The organism is Thiomicrorhabdus sp. 6S3-12 (assembly GCF_017571475.1).
Taxonomy (GTDB): Bacteria; Pseudomonadota; Gammaproteobacteria; order Thiomicrospirales; family Thiomicrospiraceae; genus Thiomicrorhabdus.
Genome location: NZ_JAGETW010000004.1, coordinates 182,666 through 201,048, shown reverse-complemented (window position 1 = coordinate 201,048; position 18,383 = coordinate 182,666). Strand labels below are relative to the sequence as shown.

16 protein-coding genes are annotated in these 18,383 nt (G+C 48.5%); 11 read left to right on the top strand and 5 right to left on the bottom strand.

What is annotated here, in order from left to right:
- Positions 1-55: 55 nt before the first annotated feature.
- Both smpB and J3999_RS06500 read right to left on the bottom strand, forming a co-directional pair.
- Positions 56-535 carry an SsrA-binding protein SmpB gene (gene smpB, locus J3999_RS06505; RefSeq protein ID WP_173284648.1) on the bottom strand — a complete coding sequence of 160 codons (480 nt, stop codon included), beginning with the start codon at positions 533-535 and terminating at the stop codon, positions 56-58.
- A 136-nt stretch (positions 536-671) separates the two neighbouring features.
- Positions 672-1,418: a hypothetical protein gene (locus J3999_RS06500; RefSeq protein WP_208127095.1), complete on the bottom strand. Its 747-nt coding sequence runs from the start codon at positions 1,416-1,418 to the stop codon at positions 672-674.
- Between the two features lie 227 nt (positions 1,419-1,645).
- Here J3999_RS06500 and J3999_RS06495 point away from each other — a divergent pair, with 227 nt between their 5' ends.
- Together J3999_RS06495 and J3999_RS06490 are read left to right on the top strand one after the other, a co-directional pair.
- Positions 1,646-2,089 carry a type II toxin-antitoxin system RatA family toxin gene (locus J3999_RS06495; protein WP_208127094.1) on the top strand — a complete coding sequence of 148 codons (444 nt, stop codon included), beginning with the start codon at positions 1,646-1,648 and terminating at the stop codon, positions 2,087-2,089.
- Between the two features lie 46 nt (positions 2,090-2,135).
- The gene (locus tag J3999_RS06490; protein ID WP_208127093.1) at positions 2,136-2,417 is read left to right on the top strand and encodes an RnfH family protein; all 282 of its coding nucleotides are present in this window, start codon (positions 2,136-2,138) and stop codon (positions 2,415-2,417) included.
- Positions 2,418-2,500: 83 nt separating this feature from the next.
- Here the strand turns inward: J3999_RS06490 and J3999_RS11875 are convergent, their stop codons facing one another.
- Complete coding sequence (locus J3999_RS11875; protein WP_243755341.1) at positions 2,501-2,770, bottom strand: outer membrane protein assembly factor BamE; 270 nt, start codon at positions 2,768-2,770, stop codon at positions 2,501-2,503.
- A 351-nt stretch (positions 2,771-3,121) separates the two neighbouring features.
- Between J3999_RS11875 and fur the strand changes: the two genes are divergently transcribed.
- Positions 3,122-3,529, top strand: coding sequence for a ferric iron uptake transcriptional regulator (gene fur / locus J3999_RS06480; protein WP_208127092.1), 408 nt, complete (start codon positions 3,122-3,124; stop codon positions 3,527-3,529).
- A gap of 105 nt (positions 3,530-3,634) precedes the next feature.
- On the opposite strand, the gene recN is transcribed toward fur, so the two are convergent.
- Both recN and J3999_RS06470 read right to left on the bottom strand, forming a co-directional pair.
- On the bottom strand, positions 3,635-5,299 hold the full coding sequence (recN, locus tag J3999_RS06475; protein WP_208127091.1) for a DNA repair protein RecN: 1,665 nt from the start codon (positions 5,297-5,299) through the stop codon (positions 3,635-3,637).
- A gap of 118 nt (positions 5,300-5,417) precedes the next feature.
- The gene (locus J3999_RS06470; RefSeq protein ID WP_208127090.1) at positions 5,418-6,293 is read right to left on the bottom strand and encodes an NAD(+) kinase; all 876 of its coding nucleotides are present in this window, start codon (positions 6,291-6,293) and stop codon (positions 5,418-5,420) included.
- Positions 6,294-6,472: 179 nt separating this feature from the next.
- Between J3999_RS06470 and hrcA the strand changes: the two genes are divergently transcribed.
- From hrcA to carB, 8 genes are all read left to right on the top strand, one after another.
- The gene (gene hrcA / locus J3999_RS06465; RefSeq protein ID WP_208127089.1) at positions 6,473-7,498 is read left to right on the top strand and encodes a heat-inducible transcriptional repressor HrcA; all 1,026 of its coding nucleotides are present in this window, start codon (positions 6,473-6,475) and stop codon (positions 7,496-7,498) included.
- A 119-nt stretch (positions 7,499-7,617) separates the two neighbouring features.
- On the top strand, positions 7,618-8,199 hold the full coding sequence (gene grpE / locus J3999_RS06460) for a nucleotide exchange factor GrpE (protein ID WP_371811867.1): 582 nt from the start codon (positions 7,618-7,620) through the stop codon (positions 8,197-8,199).
- A 198-nt stretch (positions 8,200-8,397) separates the two neighbouring features.
- Positions 8,398-10,311, top strand: coding sequence for a molecular chaperone DnaK (gene dnaK / locus J3999_RS06455; RefSeq protein WP_208127088.1), 1,914 nt, complete (start codon positions 8,398-8,400; stop codon positions 10,309-10,311).
- 322 nt (positions 10,312-10,633) lie between these two features.
- Complete coding sequence (gene dnaJ / locus J3999_RS06450) at positions 10,634-11,797, top strand: molecular chaperone DnaJ (RefSeq protein WP_208127087.1); 1,164 nt, start codon at positions 10,634-10,636, stop codon at positions 11,795-11,797.
- A 15-nt stretch (positions 11,798-11,812) separates the two neighbouring features.
- Positions 11,813-12,613: a 4-hydroxy-tetrahydrodipicolinate reductase gene (dapB, locus tag J3999_RS06445; protein ID WP_208127086.1), complete on the top strand. Its 801-nt coding sequence runs from the start codon at positions 11,813-11,815 to the stop codon at positions 12,611-12,613.
- A 174-nt stretch (positions 12,614-12,787) separates the two neighbouring features.
- Positions 12,788-13,585: an NlpC/P60 family protein gene (locus J3999_RS06440; protein WP_208127085.1), complete on the top strand. Its 798-nt coding sequence runs from the start codon at positions 12,788-12,790 to the stop codon at positions 13,583-13,585.
- 334 nt (positions 13,586-13,919) lie between these two features.
- Entirely contained in the window at positions 13,920-15,053 is a 1,134-nt protein-coding gene (gene carA, locus J3999_RS06435) for a glutamine-hydrolyzing carbamoyl-phosphate synthase small subunit (protein ID WP_243755340.1), read from the top strand.
- A gap of 24 nt (positions 15,054-15,077) precedes the next feature.
- A complete protein-coding gene (carB, locus tag J3999_RS06430) occupies positions 15,078-18,293 on the top strand; it encodes a carbamoyl-phosphate synthase large subunit (RefSeq protein ID WP_208127083.1) in 3,216 nt (1,071 codons plus the stop codon).
- Positions 18,294-18,383: the final 90 nt, after the last annotated feature.

Here is an 18,383-nt window from a genome sequence, read left to right as displayed (position 1 = left end):
TGCCGGAAATAAAAAACCACCTGAACGGTGGTTTTTTATTGTGCAGAAATGATGGTCAGCGGGTCATTTTCATTAAGCGCTGTTTGTCACGATTCCATTCCCGCTCTTTTTCGGTAGCGCGTTTGTCATGCATTTTCTTACCTTTAGCCAAGCCGAGACTGAGTTTCACCTTGCCGCGGGACCAGTGCAGGTTCAAAGGCACCAGTGTAAAGCCTTTCTGATCAACGGCGCCGATCAGACGGTCAATTTCGCGGCGGTGCATCAGCAGTTTACGCAATCGTAGCGGGTCTTGCTTGGTATGGCTTGAGGCGGTGATCAGAGGCGTGATTAAAGCACCGAAAAGCCAGGCTTCATTGTTTTTGAGCAGGATATAGCTTTCGTTGATTTGCACTTTACCCTGGCGCAGGCTTTTGACTTCCCAGCCTTCAAGTGTCAGACCGGCTTCGAATTCCTGTTCAATAAAGTAGTCGAAACGGGCTTTTTTATTCTGCGCGATGACATTTGCAGGCGTTTTCTTTTTCGATTTTTTTGCCATGCCTTACCTATCTCTAAATCGTTTGCTCAGGATTGCCGATAAAGTCGGATATTCCACAAGCGTCAAGTTCCAAATGGGAGACGATTATAACATCGCCTCGCTTGGTTTTTACGCAGTTTATTGAGGCAGTTGCGCTCTAATCGTCACGCAAAGTTCTACGTAGTAGACAGAAATCCAGAACTTCAGGCGGTGCAAAATTTTTCAGGCGTTGCACATCCAGACGGTATTTTTGCTGTATGCCGTTGGGCATGTCCAATTGAAACTGGATCGGCGTTGATTTTTCGATAGCGGTTTTGAATGTCTTGAACAGTTTACGGCTCAAGTCGGTATTCTTGGTGCTGGTAAATGAAGGAATCTCTTTAAACACCATTGAGGCGTGCCAACTGACACTGACTTTGTCCTCGTTTGCGGTTTTGAAATTGTCATTAAGAGGAAACCAGTTGCTCAGTGCTCGAACCTGGCCACCGACGGAGACGTCTTCGCTGAATGAGCGGCCGGCGACTTCAACCTTAAGATTTCGCTTCTGATCGTAGATAAAGCCATGCTTGGCGTATTTGGAAGAGTCGTTATGCAGTTTGCCGTTTTCCATCAGGTTGTTTTTCTCTTCGAGAAAAGAGGTGCTGAAATTGGTATAGAAAGGCTGACAGCGAATAAGAAAGGCTTTTTGCGTGGCGAAGTTCTGCGGGGCATATGTCAGTTTGGCGTGATGAATTTTTTCACTGAAATCGTCGTATTCGTATTCCAGTTGCCAGGAACCGTGCGGCCAATTGGCGTTTTCGGTTAACAGTTCTTCTGCAGCCGAAGCCGGGCCGATGCTCAGGGTCGGTAATATAAAAAGTGCCCAAAGAGAGAAGATGCCTTGCCGTTTGCTCGAGTGTTTCATAGGTTTCTCCACTAAAATCTTTTTTCATTATTTTGTGTTGCATAAATGGGCGGCGCTTCAGCGCGTCCCTTGATCGGTCGGCGAGGGAATTTGTTATACTATTGTGCCTTGAATTTTAACGCTGTGCGGCCGAACATCTACTTAGTCTAAGTAGTTAGGCACGCTTAAGCAAATCATAGGCTCTTGAGGTTTTCCTGAAAGCCGTTGAAGGAAGGACGCTTTAGCGAATGAAAAAAATTACCCGTAGTGCCTTATTGCCGTATTCGGCCAAAAAAATGTATGACTTGGTCAATGATGTCGAGGCTTATCCGGAATTTCTTCCGTGGTGCGGAGCGGCGGAAGTTAAATCTTGCGACGGTTCGAGTATGTCCGCTTCGGTAACCATAGCCAAAGCGGGCATCAAGCAGACGTTTACTACTAAAAATCATCTGGTTGACGGTAAGCGTATCGAAATGCAATTGCTCGACGGCCCTTTCAAGTCGTTAAGAGGCGAGTGGGAGTTTAAGGTGCTGGATGAAGACGCCTGCAAAATTCTGTTTGAAGTGGAATTTGAAGTCAGCAGCGGCTTATTGAATATGGCTATCGGGCCGATTTTCGAACAGATCGCCAGTACGCTGGTGGACTCTTTCTGTGAACGAGCGAAAGTGATTTATCCGAATCCTTTTGCTTAAGGGCGCGTTTGCGGCCGATACAAGACGATGAATTAAGGTGAATATCGTGAAAATTGAAATAGCCTACGCCTTACCGGATGAGCAGTTTTTGTACGAACAGGACGTCCCAGAGGGGAGCACGGTCTTAGAGGCGTTGCAGGTTTCCGAACTGCTGCGTCGCTTTCCTGAGCTGGATATCGAGAAAGTCGGTATCTTCGGCAAGCCTGTTAAACATGATCAGATTCTGCGCGAAGGCGATCGGATTGAAGTGTACCGACCTTTGAAGGCGGATCCGCGTGAGCGTCGGCGTGAAAAGGTTACTAAAGAGCGTGACGGAAAGCTGAAGTAAGTTTTCTCTGGATATAAAAAATGCAGCCTTTAAGCTGCATTTTTATTTAGAAGCCTTTGCTATGAAGGCCTTTGTCGAAAACGTCAGAACCAGCCCAATCCCAAAAAGCTGTCGTCTTTTTTCATTTGCACCTGAATCGGATGTGATTCCCATTTGGTTAAATAAAAATTCTCATCGAACTGCAGCACAAGATGCCGTTTTACCGCCAGGTCGGATTTCGGATCCGTTGTGTAGAACAGATATTCCCAGTGGTAAGGGTTAAAAGTGTTTTGTCCGATCGGCGGTCCTAACAACTTTCTCACCTGAATTTGATTTAAACCTTCCTGAATCAGGTCTAACGACTCCTCGGTCATGACATTTCCCTGTGTAACCGGAACTTCATAAGGTTTAAACGCAGAGCAGCCGTTCAAGGCTCCAATCGTGCTGAAGAGTAATCCGGTGAGGATAAGTTTTTTAATGCGGGACGGTTTATTTGCGGGGACCTGGGCTTGTGAAAGCATGGGTGTGATTCTCATTTAGATTCTTGTTTTGATCGCTTTTTTCGACATAAAAAAATCGGAATTGGGTTATTATACACACATAATGAGTTTTTCAATCTTGTTAAGCGGATTTTAGCAGGATTGTATGTCTGCTTAGACGTTTAATGTTTGAATTCGATACCCCGCGTATTGTCGGGGCGAAAGTGTATCAATATAGAGGTTTTGATGAGCGGTGCAGAATTAAAAAAAGTGGGCTTGAAAGTCACTTTGCCTAGACTGAAAATATTGGAAATTTTGGAAAGCGCTGGCGAAGATCATCATCTGTCGGCTGAAGATGTTTTCAAGATTTTGTTAGAGCAGGGCGAAGAGGTCGGATTGGCGACTGTTTACCGCGTCTTGACCCAGTTTGAACAGGCGGGAATTGTTCGCCGTTTGAACTTCGAAAATAATGTCTCTATCTTTGAATTGGATACCGGAGATAACCACGACCATATCGTCTGTATGAAGACCGGTCGCGTACGCGAATTCGTTGATCCGACTATCGAAGAGCGCATCAAAGAGATTGCCAAAGAGTTGGGGTATGAATTATCCGGTCATAATCTGGTGATTTACGGCGCATATAAAGAAGAATAATAGGGCTTGGATTGAAGTTATTGCTTTCTTCTCTGGAAGGGGGCAATAAATCAAGCGGAAAAGCGGTTGACCTTGATAAGGCAGCCGCTTTTTTTGTATGTGGCTCTATTTTTCCTGGGCCTGGGAGAGCATCTCTTGGGCCATCTTCTGCGTCTGTTCGGTGATCTTCATACCGCCGAGCATACGCGCCAGTTCTTCGATTCGCTGTGATGAATCCAGATAATTTACCTCGGTATGGGTCATTTCAGCTCGTGTGCTTTTAGCGATTTTAAAATGGTGATTGCCGTGAGCCGCAACTTGCGCCAGATGCGTGATCGACAGAATCTGTTTGTGTTCTCCCAGTTGGCGCATCTTCTCTCCGACAACTTCGGCGATGCCGCCGCCGATTCCAACATCCACTTCGTCAAAAATAAGGGTCGGCAATTGTGCGACTTCAGCGGTCGCCACTTGAATCGCCAGACTGATGCGTGACAATTCTCCGCCGGAGGCGACTTTTGCCAGCGGCTGAATCGGTTGTCCTTTGTTGGCGGATACTTTGAAGTCGATCTGGTCGACGCCTGTCTGGGCCGGTGTTTTACTCGCTTCAAGCGCCACTTCGAAAACGCCGTTGGCCATGCCGAGCTCCTGCATGCCTTCGGTAATCTGTCGGCTTAACTTCTTGGCGGCTTTCTGGCGTGAAGCGCGAAGCTTATGCGCTTTAGCGTGAAAGTCCGCTTCCTGCTGCTTGATTTCGTGACGCAGCTGTTCTAGAGATTCTCCCGAATGCTGCAGAGTATTGAGAGCCTCCTCGATCTGCTGTTGCTTTTGCGGCAGCTGGGACGGCTCAATCATATATTTCTTGGCGATTGAAAACAGGGCGGACAGACGTTCTTCGACAGCCTCGAGCTGATTCGGATCGAGTTCGATATTTTCAGCGGTTGTCTGGATTTCCGCAGCCGCTTCCTGGATTTCGATTAATGCACTGTTGAGCTGCGCCAAAGGGGCTTCAAATTGCGGACAGAAAGCCACCACTTCTTCCAGATGGTGAATTGCATGATTGATTTGATCGCTGGCACCTTGTTCGGCTTCAAGGTGGTCGTAGGCGTTCAAACCGCGACGTTTGATCTCGCTGGCATGCGAAAGTTGATTCTGTTGCAGTTCCAGTTCTTCGAATTCGTCCTCGACCGGGGACAGTTCGGCAAATTCCTGCTGCTGAAAGCTGAGGAGTTCAAATCGGCTTTGAAAGTCCTGTTGCTGCTGTTCCAGAGCGCTCAGCTGCTGTTGCAGGCTTTTCCACTGTTTGAAACTGTCGCGTGTCTGCTCGAGCAGAGTTGTATGGGCAGCGAATGCATCCAGGAGCGCCAGTTGTTTACCGCTGTGCAGCAGAGACTGGTGTTCGTGCTGGCCGTGAATATCGATCAGCAGATTACTGAGAGTCTTAAGCTGGGCAACCGCTACGGGAATGCCGTTGATGTAGGCTTTGGAACGACCTTCGGCGCTAACGGTGCGGCGCAGCAGGCAGGAGTTTTCATCGTCCAGTTCATTTTCCTGCAGCCACAGTTGAACATGCGGAAGTTGACTTAAATCGAATGCGGCGCTGATGTCGGCTCTTTTGCTGCCGTGGCGAACCAGGGAGCTGTCGGCGCGTTCTCCGAGTGTCAGGCCGAGGGCATCAAGCAGAATGGATTTTCCGGCTCCGGTTTCTCCCGTCAGAGAGCTGAAGCCGTTACTGAAGTTTAAGTTCAGCTTTTCAATTAAAGCCAGGTTTTGAATTGACAACTCGCTTAACATGCGTCTATTTCCAGATCAAAAAAGTGCGTTGCGGGAGGTTTTCTCAGCCGAAAAAACCGGGAGAATTTTCATTCCGGCTTTAGATTACTTGAAAACAGTTACAAAATCCAAAGGTTTTTTACAGCTTGTCACCCCAGCGCAATTTTGCTCTGAGAAGTTCAAAATGATCGTGCCCTTTAGGGTGGATCATCTGAATGAATTTTTTATGTCGGCTGATTGTGGTTTCGTGTCCCTGACCGATATGGTGAGTCAGCTGACCGTCACAGATAATGTGCGCCATGCCGTTGCAGTTTTTATGCGGGTAGATGCGCACTACGCTGCTGCCCGGGATGACATACGGACGCGTACTCATGGTATGCGGGTTGACCGAAACCAGGCTGAGAACATCCAGACGAGGGTCGAGAATCGGGCCGCCTGCAGACAGAGCATAAGCGGTAGAACCGGTCGGGGTGGCGATAATCATGCCGTCGGAACGCTGGGTATTCAGAAAACGCCCGTCCACTTCGGTTTCGAATTCAATCATTCGCGGCGAGTCGGTTTTATGGATCACGACGTCGTTGAGTGCGAGCTGATCGAATTCGAGTTCGCCGTCTTTTCGTATCTGTACATGAATCAGGTTGCGCTGTTCGTATTCACACTGGCCGACCATGACTTCATCCAGCGTGTTGAGCATCTCGTTGGGCGAGATGTCCGTCAAAAACCCGAGGCGTCCCAGGTTGATGCCGAGAATCGGAATGTCGTGATCGACCACGGAGCGGGCGACATCGAGAAAGGTGCCGTCTCCGCCGACAACGATGGCGATATCGATATGCTTGACCAGTTCCAGACGGTCAATGACTTCAACGCCGTATCTCTGATGCGGGAAGTCGGCGCAGGAAGCAGAGTCCAGTAGGACCGTTTTGTCACGGCTAAGCAAATGCTGCAGCAGGCGATTAATCGTATCCCAGCAGGCAATGCCGTCGTATTTGCCAAAAATACCGATTCGCGTAAACATGATTTTCTTTTCCTTCACTTCCCTCAAGGCTTGAATAAGAGGGGGATAAATTTATAATTTAGCACTCGTGCTAGGGGAGTGCTAGACACTCTCGAAGCTTGCTGTTCCCAATTATAGGAGAATAGCAAAATTCAATCTGTCCATCTCAAGGCTCTGCTTTCAATTAAGTTGGTTTACGTATGTTAAATGATCGTTATCAAATGTTGTTTAAAAACTTGATGGGATTATACCTTAGCGATGGCAAGCCGGTAGGTTCGAACACCTTGAGCAAGCTGCCGGAAGTCGCCTTAAGTTCGGCGACCGTGCGCAATGTTCTGGCGGATCTGGAAAAGATGGGGTTCTTGCACTCGCCGCACACCTCCGCCGGAAGGGTACCTACCGATAAGGGGTATCGATTGTTTGTCGATACTCTGCTGACCTATCAGGAGCCGAGCAAGGTACATGAGCAGGATCTGCGTCAAAGGTTGTCGGTCGATCTTAATCAGGATCGTCTTTTGCAGGAAGCGTCCAAGCTGCTTTCCGGCCTGACCGGTATGGCGAGTCTGGTGATGCTGCCGCCCAAAACTCAGGAAAAACTGCAACAGGTCGATTTTCTAATGCTGTCGGCAAGACGCATTCTAGTGGTTTTGGTATTCGGAGATCAGGATGTCCAGAATCGCATCGTGGAACTGGATCGGGAGATTCAATCCGATCAGTTGCAAAAACTGGCTAATTTCTTGAATCAGCAGTGCCTGGGATTGAGCCTGGTTCAGGCGCGGGAAAAGCTTTCTTCGGCGGTTGAACAGAATCAGCTGCAGGGAGACTTTCCGTACAGTTCGTTGTTGAAATCGACCGATGACCTTTTGAGTCGTCAGCTCAGCGATCGACAATCTCTGGTAGTGTCCGGCAAAACCAATCTTCTGGATTATCAGGAATTTGCGGATTCGCAGAAACTCAAACGTATTTATCACGCCTTTAATCAGCAGCAGGGGTTGTTGGAACTGTTTGATAAAAGCCTGCAGGCGCCGGGGTTAAAAGTGTTTATCGGCAGTGAGTGCGGTAATGAGGTCTACCAGGGATGCAGTTTAATTACCCGGCCGTATGCGGTTGAAGATGAAGTGCTCGGCGTACTCGGTGTAATAGGACCGAGCAGGATGAACTACCAGAAAGTGGTGCCTCAGGTCGATTTGACCGGGAAAATTTTAAGCTCCCTCTTGAAAAAATAGTAGATGACCCCATGTCAAACCCTAGTCAAATACAGAACAACTATTTAGCCGATGTGCTGAACATCGGTTGAAATTCAATAGCATTTAGAAATTTTAAACATCAAAGATAGGAATAAGTCGTGGCTGAACAAAACCAGAAAGAGATGAATCAACAGGAAGTGGAAGAGCAGGTTGCAACAGCGGAAGAAGCGATGCAGCAGAGTGAAGAGCAGCTGGAAGAGGCTCAGAAGGCAGTTGATAACGATATCCAATCAATGTTGGCGGAAGCGAAGGATGAGGCGGCCAAACATAAAGATATGGCACTTCGTCTGCAGGCGGATATGGAAAACTTGCGCCGTCGCACACGTCTGGACTTAGAAGAAGCTCATAAATATGCACTTAAAAAATTCGTTGATGCGCTGATTCCAGCTATGGATTCAATGGAAATGGGGATTGAAGCAGCCTCCAAAGAGGAAGCGACCAAAGAAAGCATCAAGGAAGGGGTTGAGATGACCTTTAAACAGATGCTGGACGTGCTTGCCGAATTCAGTGTCGAGCGTATTGACCCGAAAGGGGAAAAATTCAACCCGCAGGATCATGAAGCGATGACCATGATTCCGTCACCGGATCACGAGTCGCAAACGGTTGTCGATGTAATCCAGAAGGGGTACAAGCTTAATGACCGTCTGGTTCGACCTGCGCGAGTCATTGTCGCTCAATAAGGTTTTTTGCCGAAGCTGTCGGGATGAGGAGAAAAAATGATAAAAAAATGCATTTTTCCCTTGAATCCTGAAAGAGCACCCCTATAAACAGTTCAAACGTAATTTTTAAACGATTTGAATTCATAAAGAATTGTCAAAATTTGCCAACGGCTCAAACACGGTTTCGTGTTTACGCCTATAAAACTGGAGAGAAATCAGATGGCTAAAATCATTGGTATCGACTTGGGTACAACCAACTCTTGTGTGTCGGTAATGGAAGGGAAAGAAGTTAAGGTTATCCCGAATGCGGAAGGTGCGCGTACCACGCCTTCGATCGTTGCTTACACTGACGACGAGATTTTGGTTGGTGATCCGGCAAAACGCCAGGCTGTGACCAACCCGGAAAATACGCTTTTCGCAATCAAACGTCTGATCGGTCGACGTGCCGACGATGCGGTTGTTGCCAAAGACAAAGATATGGTGCCTTATGCGATTGTTGCTGCCGACAATGGTGACGCATGGGTACAGGTAAAAGATAAAAAACTGTCTCCACAGGAAGTTTCAGCTCGTACTCTAATGAAAATGAAGAAAACGGCTGAAGACTATCTGGGTGAAGAAGTTAAAGAAGCGGTTATTACCGTTCCTGCTTACTTCAACGATGCACAGCGTCAGGCGACAAAAGATGCCGGTAAAATCGCAGGTCTGGAAGTTAAACGTATTATCAACGAGCCTACTGCAGCGGCACTTGCCTACGGTATGGATAAAGTAACCAACGACAGCAAAATTGCGGTTTATGACCTGGGTGGTGGTACTTTCGATATCTCGATCATTGAAGTGGCTGATCTGGATGGCGAAAAGCAGGTTGAAGTACTGTCTACCAACGGTGATACCTTCCTGGGTGGTGAAGACTTCGATAACGTAATCGTTGATTACATCGCCGAAGAGTTCAAGAAAGATCAGAACGTTGACCTGAAATTAGACAAGCTGGCACTACAGCGTGTTCGTGAAGCGGCGGAAAAGGCGAAAATCGAACTTTCTTCCCGTGAGCAGACTGATATCAACCTGCCATACGTAACGGCGGATGCGACCGGTCCTAAGCACTTGAACATGAAAATCACGCGTGCCAAGTTCGAGTCGCTGATCGAAGATTTGGTTAAGCGTTCAATCGAACCTTGCCGTATCGCTCTTAAAGATGCTGGTCTGTCTGCTTCTGAAATCGATGACGTTATCCTTGTTGGTGGTTCGACTCGTGTTCCTATGGTGCAGGCTGCGGTTAAAGAGTTCTTCGGTAAAGAACCACGTAAAGACGTTAACCCGGATGAAGCAGTTGCGATGGGTGCAGCGATTCAGGGTGGTGTTCTATCCGGTGATGTAAACGACGTTCTTCTTCTTGATGTAACGCCTCTGTCTCTTGGTATCGAAACCATGGGTGGCGTGATGACCAAGCTGATCGAGAAAAACACCACGATTCCGACTCGTAAGTCGCAAGTGTTCTCGACTGCGGAAGACAATCAGTCTGCGGTAACGATTCATGTGCTGCAAGGTGAGCGTGAAATGGCTTCCGGAAACAAATCTCTGGGTCAGTTCAACCTGGACGAAATTCCGGCTGCGCCGCGCGGTATGCCGCAGATCGAAGTAACTTTCGATATCGACGCTAACGGTATTCTGAACGTTTCTGCTAAAGATAAGAACACCGGTAAAGAACAGCACATCACTATCCAGGCTTCTTCCGGTCTTTCTGAAGACGAAATCGAAGCAATGGTTAAAGATGCCGAAGCGCACGCTGAAGAAGACGCGAAACTGAAAGAACTTGTTGAAGCGCGCAACCAGGCTGATGCCATGGTGCATGCAACCAATAAGATGATTAAAGACGCTGGCGATTCCGTGACTGCAGAAGAGAAAGCTCCGGTCGAAGAAGCGATCAAAGCGGTTGAAGAAGCGATTAAAGGCGACGATAAAGCAGCGATCGACGAGTCGGTTCAGAAGCTGATGGAAGCGAGCCAGGGCATTGCACAGAAAGCGCAAGCGCAACAGCAAGCCGGTGGTGAGCAGGCCCAGCAGCAAGGTTCGGACAAGGCGGATGACGACGATATCGTAGATGCTGAATTCGAAGAAGTAGACGATAAAAAATAATGTCAGGGAGTTTTTCACGATAACAGAGCAGGGGCGTTGTTAAAAAATGGTCACCTACTCGTTGTAGGCTCACATTTTTCGCCTAGCCTTTGCAAGTTCTCATGAAAAACGAAATGGCGTTAGCTTTTAAAATCTAAATGCAATTGCACGGAGTGACGAAGGTTTAAACTTCGGTTTGGAATTTTCACGATCTCCGTGCTTTTGTGTTTAAATACCGCGAAATTTATAACTTGGCTAAGTTAATAAACGAAAGCACATCATCGAGTGTGTTTTGGTTTATTAATTTTGTTGTTTAACGAAACAAAGAAAGTTTAAGAAAACTATGTCGAAAAGAGATTATTACGAAGTTCTTGGGGTTTCCAAGAGCGCTTCCGAAGGTGAAATCAAGAAAGCCTACCGTAAACTGGCCATGAAGTATCATCCGGATCGTAACCCGGATGATAAAGAGGCCGAAGATAAGTTTAAGGAAGCGTCCGAAGCTTATGAAGTGCTCTCCGATGCGCAGAAGCGTGCAACCTATGATCAATTCGGTCATGCCGGGCTGGATGGACAGGGTGGCGGTCACGGCGGATTCGGCGGTGGCGGTTTCGGTGGATTCGGCGATATCTTCGAAGATCTGTTCGGCGGTGGCTTCGGTGGCGGACATCGCGGCCCGAGACCGGGTGCGGATATGCAGTATGAGCTTGATATTACGCTTGAGCAGGCTGTCAGCGGGACTAAAATCGATATTAAGATTCCGACCAAAGATGTTTGTGATGTCTGTGATGGGACTGGTGCTGAATCCAGCAGCGACGTAGAGGTGTGTTCGACTTGCGGCGGTGCCGGTCAGGTTCGAATGCAGCAAGGTTTCTTTGCGGTGAATACCACCTGTCCGACCTGTCACGGAACCGGTAAAATCATCAAAAAAGCTTGTAAGAAATGTCACGGCGAAGGTTATGTGCATGACACTAAAACGCTTTCGGTCTCGATTCCGGCAGGTGTAGATACCGGCGACCGCATTCGTCTGCAAGGTGAAGGTGAAGCCGGAGAGCAGGGGGCTCCGAAAGGCGATCTGTATGTGCGCATCCATGTTAAGAAACATTCGGTTTTCGAACGTGACGGTAATAACCTGTTCTGTCAGATTCCTTTGAGTTTTGCAACGGCTGCGCTGGGCGGCTCTCTGGATGTCCCGACGCTGGGCGGTAAAGCCAACCTGAAAATTCCGGCCGGTACGCAATCCGGTCAACGCTTCAAATTGAGCGGGAAAGGGGTTAAATCGGTGCGTTCTTCGCTGGTTGGTGATCTGATCGTCCAAGTGCATATCGAGACGCCGGTCAAGTTGACCGCGCGTCAGAAAGAATTGCTGGAAGAGTTTGACGCCAGCTTGAAAGGCAAGCACCATAAGCAGCACTCGCCTAAAGAGCATGGTTGGCTGGATTCGGTGAAGAATTTCTTTACCGGAGACGATGCCGATAAGAGTGACAAGAAAGACGGTCCTTGGAATTAACGGAGAGATTGACAGATGAGAGTTGCAATTATTGGTGCCTCCGGGCGTATGGGGAAAACCCTGATCGAAGCGGTTAATCAAAGAGATGGCTTGACCGTGTCAGCGGCAATCGAACGTCCTGACAGTACGCTGGTGGGTGCCGATGCCGGAGAAATTGCCGGTATTGGTAAATTAGGCGTCAAGGTTGTTGGTTCGATCGAAGAGGTTGTTAATGATTTTGATGTCTTGATTGACTTTACTACTCCGGCAACGACTGTGCATAACCTGGAAGTCTGTGTCGCGCACAATAAGAAAATCGTCATTGGAACCACGGGGTTTGATGATGCCGGTCTGGCGGCGATTGATGAGGCGGCGGAAAAGATCGCGGTAATTTTTGCGGCTAACTTCTCTGTCGGTGTCAATCTGTGTCTTAAACTGCTTGCGCAAGCGGCCGAAGTGCTTAACGAAGGCTACGATATTGAAGTAATCGAAGGTCATCACCGTCATAAAGTTGACGCTCCTTCAGGTACGGCTCTGCGCATGGGGCAGGTTGTCGCCGATACTCTGGGGCGTGATCTTAAAGAGTGCGCAGTTTATGGTCGTGAAGGAATTACCGGAGAGCGTGATCCGAATACCATTGGTTTCGCAACCGTACGTGCCGGTGATATTGTCGGGGATCATACGGTTCTGTTCGCGACGGAGGGGGAGCGTGTCGAGATTACGCATAAAGCGTCGAGCCGTATGACCTTTGCCAAGGGAGCGGCTCGTTCCTGTAACTGGATTGCCGACAAGGATAAAGGTCTGTTTGATATGCAGGATGTGCTTAATTTGCGCTAACGCCGCTTCTGATTCAGTGTCCTTATATAAAAAGGAGTCTAAACATTCGGTTTGGGCTCCTTTTTTGCTTTGTGGGGAGTAAAGGCTTTAACGCAACGGATATTTTGTTTAATATCAGTCGGGTAAACCTTGAAGCAATATACGCACAGGAATATTGACGAGCGGAAAAAACAGATGCTGAAAACGAAAGTGGGACAGGTCAAACGGCAGGAATTTGCTTATGAGCGCAGTGGTAGAAAACAAATTTCCTCCGCTGTCGGCTTGTTAGCGGTTCTGATATTTTCTGTTTCGGTTATTTCCGGTTGTTCTTCCACAGGGAAAACTTATTCGGTAGAAGAGGTGTCACAGAACTCCTCCGTTCCCGCTTCGTTTGATGCATCGAGCCGTGTTTCCGAAACGTCTAAGAATACTGTCGATTATTCTGCACAGCGCGCGATGCCAGCTGAGGCAGTAGATTTACGCGTCTCGGCGGCGAAAAAGGCAACGCAAGACGCGGATGGGGTCGGCAAACAGGCGCAGGATAAACTTGATCGTCTGGCACAAAGTTTTTATCCGCAATCCCTGTCTAATTTGAAACGCTCTCCCGTCGAGAGCATTAGTGAATCTGTTCCAACCCGTTTATGGCAGCATTACCGTCAGTGGGAAAGCGTGCCGTATCGTTATGGCGGAGTCAGTAAACGCGGAGTGGATTGTTCGGCTTTTGTACAGATCGCTTTTAATCAGAAATTCGGTGTGTCGGTGCCGCGTACTACCCGTGATCAAATGCGAGCCGGCGCCAAGGTATCGCTTTCCAGACTGAAAGTCGGGGATATGGTGTTTTTCAAAACCGGTCACCGTACCTTTCATAACGGTATCTACCTCGGAAAACAGCAGTTTATGCACGCCTCCAGCAGTCGCGGCGTGATGATTTCCTCGATTGGACAGAATTACTGGGCTAAACGGTTTTATATGGCGCGAAGAGTATTGGAGTGAAATTGACGATTTCAACTCTGATCGTCGAGGTAAAAGCGGCGTCGAATTTGCAGACGGACAAACTTAGACGGAAGTGGGTGAATTGTCGGGATTTATTATAGACATGAAACCGCAAATCGAGTAAAATCCGCCTAACTTTTAAATGACTAAAATTTAAGCCTTAAGGCGATTTATATGGGGTATTTAGCGGAGATGGCATTTAGTCATTCAGCATTCTAAAAACGGAGTGAGTTCCTGTGGGACTGGCTCCGTTTTTTTATATGTGCTGGGCGCTACCCTGTATAGAGGCTGCTTAAATGTTGCTCACTTTGTTATTTCTCGGATGGACATATTAATGAAACAGGCTTTACTCGCGTTGGAAGACGGTACCCTTTTTTGGGGAACTTCGTTGGGTGCAGAGGGCGAAACTGTCGGTGAGGTTGTTTTCAACACTTCATTGACCGGTTATCAGGAAATTCTGACAGACCCTTCTTACTTTAAACAGATTGTCACTTTGACCTACCCGCATATCGGTAATGTCGGTGTGAATGAAGAAGATGAAGAGTCATCGCGTATTATGGCTCAAGGTTTGATTGTTAAAGACTGTCCTCCACGCATGAGTAATTTCCGTGCTCAAAATAGCCTGCCGGACTATCTGCAAGAGCAGGGTGTTGTGGCCATTGCCGATATCGATACACGTAAACTGACACGTCTGCTTCGTGATAAAGGTGCTCAGTCCGGTGTGATTGTTGCCGGTGATGAGATTGATGCCGATGCGGCAATTGCCAAGGCAAAAGCGTTCAGTGGCCTAAAAGGTCTGGATCTGGCAAAAGAAGTGACGACTCCGGAAACTTACAGTTGGACCGAAGGAACCTGGCAACTTGGCGCAGGCCACAAAGATTGTTCATCCAGCCAGGAATTCCATGTCGTTGCTTTCGACTACGGTGTAAAACGCAATATCCTGCGTATGCTTGCTGATCGAGGCTGCAAGCTGACTGTGGTTCCGGCAAAAACGACTGCAGCAGAAGTATTGGCTATGAACCCGGACGGTGTCTTCCTGTCCAACGGTCCGGGTGATCCTGAGCCTTGCGACTACGCGATCGAAGCGATTCAAGAAATTCTGAAAACCGATATTCCGGTATTCGGTATCTGTCTGGGGCATCAACTTCTGGCTTTGGCATCCGGCGCGCAAACCGTAAAAATGAAGTTCGGTCACCACGGTGGAAACCATCCGGTGCAGGATATGGATTCAAACAAAGTAATGATCACGGCTCAGAACCACGGCTTTGCAGTTGATGAAAACACTTTGCCGGCCAATCTGAAAGCGACGCATAAATCACTGTTCGACGGGACCCTGCAGGGGATTTCCCGTACCGATAAATTGGCATTCAGTTTTCAGGGACACCCTGAAGCGAGTCCGGGACCTCATGATGTCGCACCTCTGTTCGACCAGTTTATTGACAATATCAAAACCGCTAAGAACGCTTAACGGATAACAATAGGATTAAAATCGATGCCAAAAAGAAGTGACATACAAAGCATTATGATCATTGGTGCTGGGCCTATTATTATCGGTCAAGCCTGTGAATTCGACTACTCTGGGGTGCAAGCCTGTAAAGCGCTTAAGGAAGAGGGTTACCGAGTCATTCTTGTGAACTCTAACCCAGCTACCATCATGACCGATCCGGGGCTGGCGGATGCAACCTATATCGAGCCGATCGAGTGGAAAACCGTTGAAAGCATTATCGCCAAAGAAAAACCGGATGCGATTCTGCCGACCATGGGTGGGCAGACTGCACTTAACTGTGCCTTGGAACTGCATGATAAAGGCGTTCTGGAAAAGTACGGCGTTGAGTTGATCGGTGCCGATGCCGATGCGATCGATAAGGCTGAAAACCGTGACCGTTTCCGTCAAGCGATGACTAAAATCGGTTTGGATATGCCGATCTCCGATGTTGCGCACAATATGGAAGAGGCGTGGGCGATTCAGGAACGCGTAGGTTTCCCGACTATTATCCGTCCGTCATTCACTCTGGGTGGTTCCGGCGGTGGTATCGCTTATAACAAAGCAGAATTCGAACAGATCTGTAAGTTCGGTCTTGACTTGTCGCCAACCAAAGAATTGTTGATCGAAGAGTCGATCATCGGTTGGAAAGAGTACGAAATGGAAGTGGTTCGAGACAAAAACGACAACGCCATTATCGTTTGTTCAATCGAAAACCTTGATCCGATGGGTGTGCATACCGGTGACTCGATCACTGTAGCACCGGCACAGACGCTGACCGATAAAGAGTATCAGATCATGCGTAACGCTTCTTTGGCGGTACTGCGCGAGATCGGTGTCGAAACCGGTGGGTCGAACGTTCAGTTCTCGATCAACCCGGATACCGGGCGCATGATCATTATCGAAATGAACCCGCGTGTTTCGCGCTCGTCGGCGCTGGCATCCAAGGCGACCGGTTTCCCGATTGCCAAGGTGGCTGCCAAGCTGGCAGTGGGTTACACGCTGGATGAGTTGCAGAACGATATTACCAACGGTGCTACTCCGGCGTCTTTCGAACCGACTATCGATTATGTGGTTACGAAGATTCCTCGTTTCACATTTGAAAAATTCCCGCAGGCGGAACAGCGTCTGTCTACGCAGATGAAATCGGTTGGTGAAGTTATGGCTTTGGGTCGTAACTTCCAGGAATCGCTGCAGAAAGCGTTGCGTGGATTGGAAACCGATAAGAGTGGCTTTGATGAAATTCTTGATTTGGTCAATATGGATGAGCGTGAAGTTAAAGATACGCTTCGCCAAGAGCTGCGTAACCCGGGGCCTGAGCGTCTTTGGTATGTTGCCGACGCTTTCCGTGCCGGCTGGAGTTTCGAAGAAATCTTCGATACCTGTCAGATTGACCCATGGTTCCTGGCGCAGATTGAAGAGATTATTAATCTTGAAGACGATCTTAAGCAGCGCGGTCTTGACGCTTTGGATGAAGCGAACCTGCGTAAACTGAAGCAGAAAGGTTTCTCCGATAACCGTATCGCTCAGCTTTTGGATACGGATGCTGCCTTTATCCGTAAGTTCCGTCATACGTTGAATGTCCGTCCGGTCTTCAAGCGTGTCGATACCTGTGCGGCGGAATTTGAAACTTCAACCGCCTACATGTATTCAACTTACGATGAAGAGTGTGAAGCCAAGCCGAGCGATAAAGATAAGATCATGGTTCTGGGCGGTGGTCCGAACCGTATCGGTCAAGGGATCGAGTTCGACTACTGCTGTGTTCATGCGGTTATGGCGATGCGCGAAGACGGTTACGAAACGATTATGGTTAACTGTAATCCGGAAACGGTTTCAACTGACTACGATACCTCGGATCGTCTGTATTTCGAGCCTCTGACGTTGGAAGACGTGCTGGAAATCGTTGAAGTCGAGCAGCCGAAAGGCGTTATCGTTCAATACGGCGGTCAAACGCCTTTGAAACTGGCGGAAGATCTGGAAGAAGCGGGTGTTCCGATTATCGGTACTTCTCCGGAGTCAATCGACCTAGCCGAAGACCGTGAGCGCTTCCAGAAGATTCTGAATGATCTTGACCTTCTGCAGCCGCCAAACCGTACCGCAACTTCAACCGAACAGGCAGTTATTCTGGCGAATGAAATCGGCTATCCGTTGGTGGTTCGTCCGTCTTACGTTCTGGGTGGTCGCGGTATGGAGATCGTTTATGACGAGAGCAACCTGCGCCGTTACATGACCGAAGCGGTCAAGGTATCCAACGACTCACCGGTTCTTCTGGATCGTTTCCTTGACGATGCGGTCGAGTTGGATGTGGATGCTGTTTGTGACGGCGAGCAGGTCGTTATCGGCGGAATCATGGAGCACATCGAACAAGCGGGTATCCACTCAGGTGACTCGGCGTGTTCGATTCCTCCGTACAGTATTTCCGACGAGATTCAGGATCGTATCCGTGATCAGGTCGAGAAGATGGCCAAAGCATTGGGCGTTGTCGGTCTGATGAATACGCAGTTCGCGGTTAAAGGCGATGACATTTACGTGCTTGAGGTGAATCCTCGTGCTTCGCGTACGGTACCGTTTGTTTCCAAAGCGATCGGTCATCCGCTGGCGAAAATTGCCGCCCGCTGCATGGTCGGCCAGAAACTTAAGGATCAGAACTTTACCACCGAAGTGAAGCCATCCAACTACGCGGTTAAAGAAGCGGTCTTCCCATTCATCAAGTTCTTGGGTGTGGATCCGATTCTTGGGCCTGAGATGAAGTCGACCGGTGAGGTTATGGGTGTGGGCGATAACTTCGCTCAGGCGTATTCCAAAGCACAGCTGGCTGCGGGTACAGTTCTTCCTCGTTCCGGAACAGCTTTCTTGAGTGTGCGTAAAGCGGATCGCGTCCGTGTTGTAGATTTGGCCAAGCAGCTGATCGACCGCGGCTTCAAGATCGTTGCAACTCGTGGAACGGCGGCATCCTTGCAGGAAGCGGGAATCGACTGTGAAGCGGTAAACAAGGTGACTGAAGGCCGTCCGAATATCGTCGACTCGATCGTCAATGAAGAAATCGATTTGATCGTTAATACTTCCGATGGTTCGGTCAGTATTCAGGATTCGTCGAGCATTCGCCGCGAAGCACTGATGCATAAAACCTGTTATACCACGACGATTGCCGGTGCTTTCGCAATGGTTGCGGCAATGGAATATCTGGATGATCAGCCGGTAACCCGATTGCAGGATATGCACTAACTTTTATTTGGTTAACACGCACGGGAGGATTTCCATAAGATTTAGATAAACGACTGAATTTCATGGAAGTATGCAACCCGGACGCCAAAG

Bases quoted from the DNA above. Each gene is read 5' to 3' on its own strand.
- dnaK (WP_208127088.1), top strand. From the start codon at position 8,398: ATGGCTAAAATCATTGGTATCGACTTGGGTACAACCAACTCTTGTGTG.
- dapB (WP_208127086.1), top strand. From the start codon at position 11,813: ATGAGAGTTGCAATTATTGGTGCCTCCGGGCGTATGGGGAAAACCCTG.
- carB (WP_208127083.1), top strand. From the start codon at position 15,078: ATGCCAAAAAGAAGTGACATACAAAGCATTATGATCATTGGTGCTGGG.
- J3999_RS06495 (WP_208127094.1), top strand. From the start codon at position 1,646: ATGAAAAAAATTACCCGTAGTGCCTTATTGCCGTATTCGGCCAAAAAA.
- J3999_RS06470 (WP_208127090.1), bottom strand. From the start codon at position 6,293: ATGTTTACGCGAATCGGTATTTTTGGCAAATACGACGGCATTGCCTGC.
- hrcA (WP_208127089.1), top strand. From the start codon at position 6,473: ATGTTAAATGATCGTTATCAAATGTTGTTTAAAAACTTGATGGGATTA.
- J3999_RS06440 (WP_208127085.1), top strand. From the start codon at position 12,788: ATGCTGAAAACGAAAGTGGGACAGGTCAAACGGCAGGAATTTGCTTAT.
- fur (WP_208127092.1), top strand. From the start codon at position 3,122: ATGAGCGGTGCAGAATTAAAAAAAGTGGGCTTGAAAGTCACTTTGCCT.
- recN (WP_208127091.1), bottom strand. From the start codon at position 5,299: ATGTTAAGCGAGTTGTCAATTCAAAACCTGGCTTTAATTGAAAAGCTG.
- dnaJ (WP_208127087.1), top strand. From the start codon at position 10,634: ATGTCGAAAAGAGATTATTACGAAGTTCTTGGGGTTTCCAAGAGCGCT.
- J3999_RS06500 (WP_208127095.1), bottom strand. From the start codon at position 1,418: ATGAAACACTCGAGCAAACGGCAAGGCATCTTCTCTCTTTGGGCACTT.
- J3999_RS11875 (WP_243755341.1), bottom strand. From the start codon at position 2,770: ATGACCGAGGAGTCGTTAGACCTGATTCAGGAAGGTTTAAATCAAATT.
- carA (WP_243755340.1), top strand. From the start codon at position 13,920: ATGAAACAGGCTTTACTCGCGTTGGAAGACGGTACCCTTTTTTGGGGA.
- smpB (WP_173284648.1), bottom strand. From the start codon at position 535: ATGGCAAAAAAATCGAAAAAGAAAACGCCTGCAAATGTCATCGCGCAG.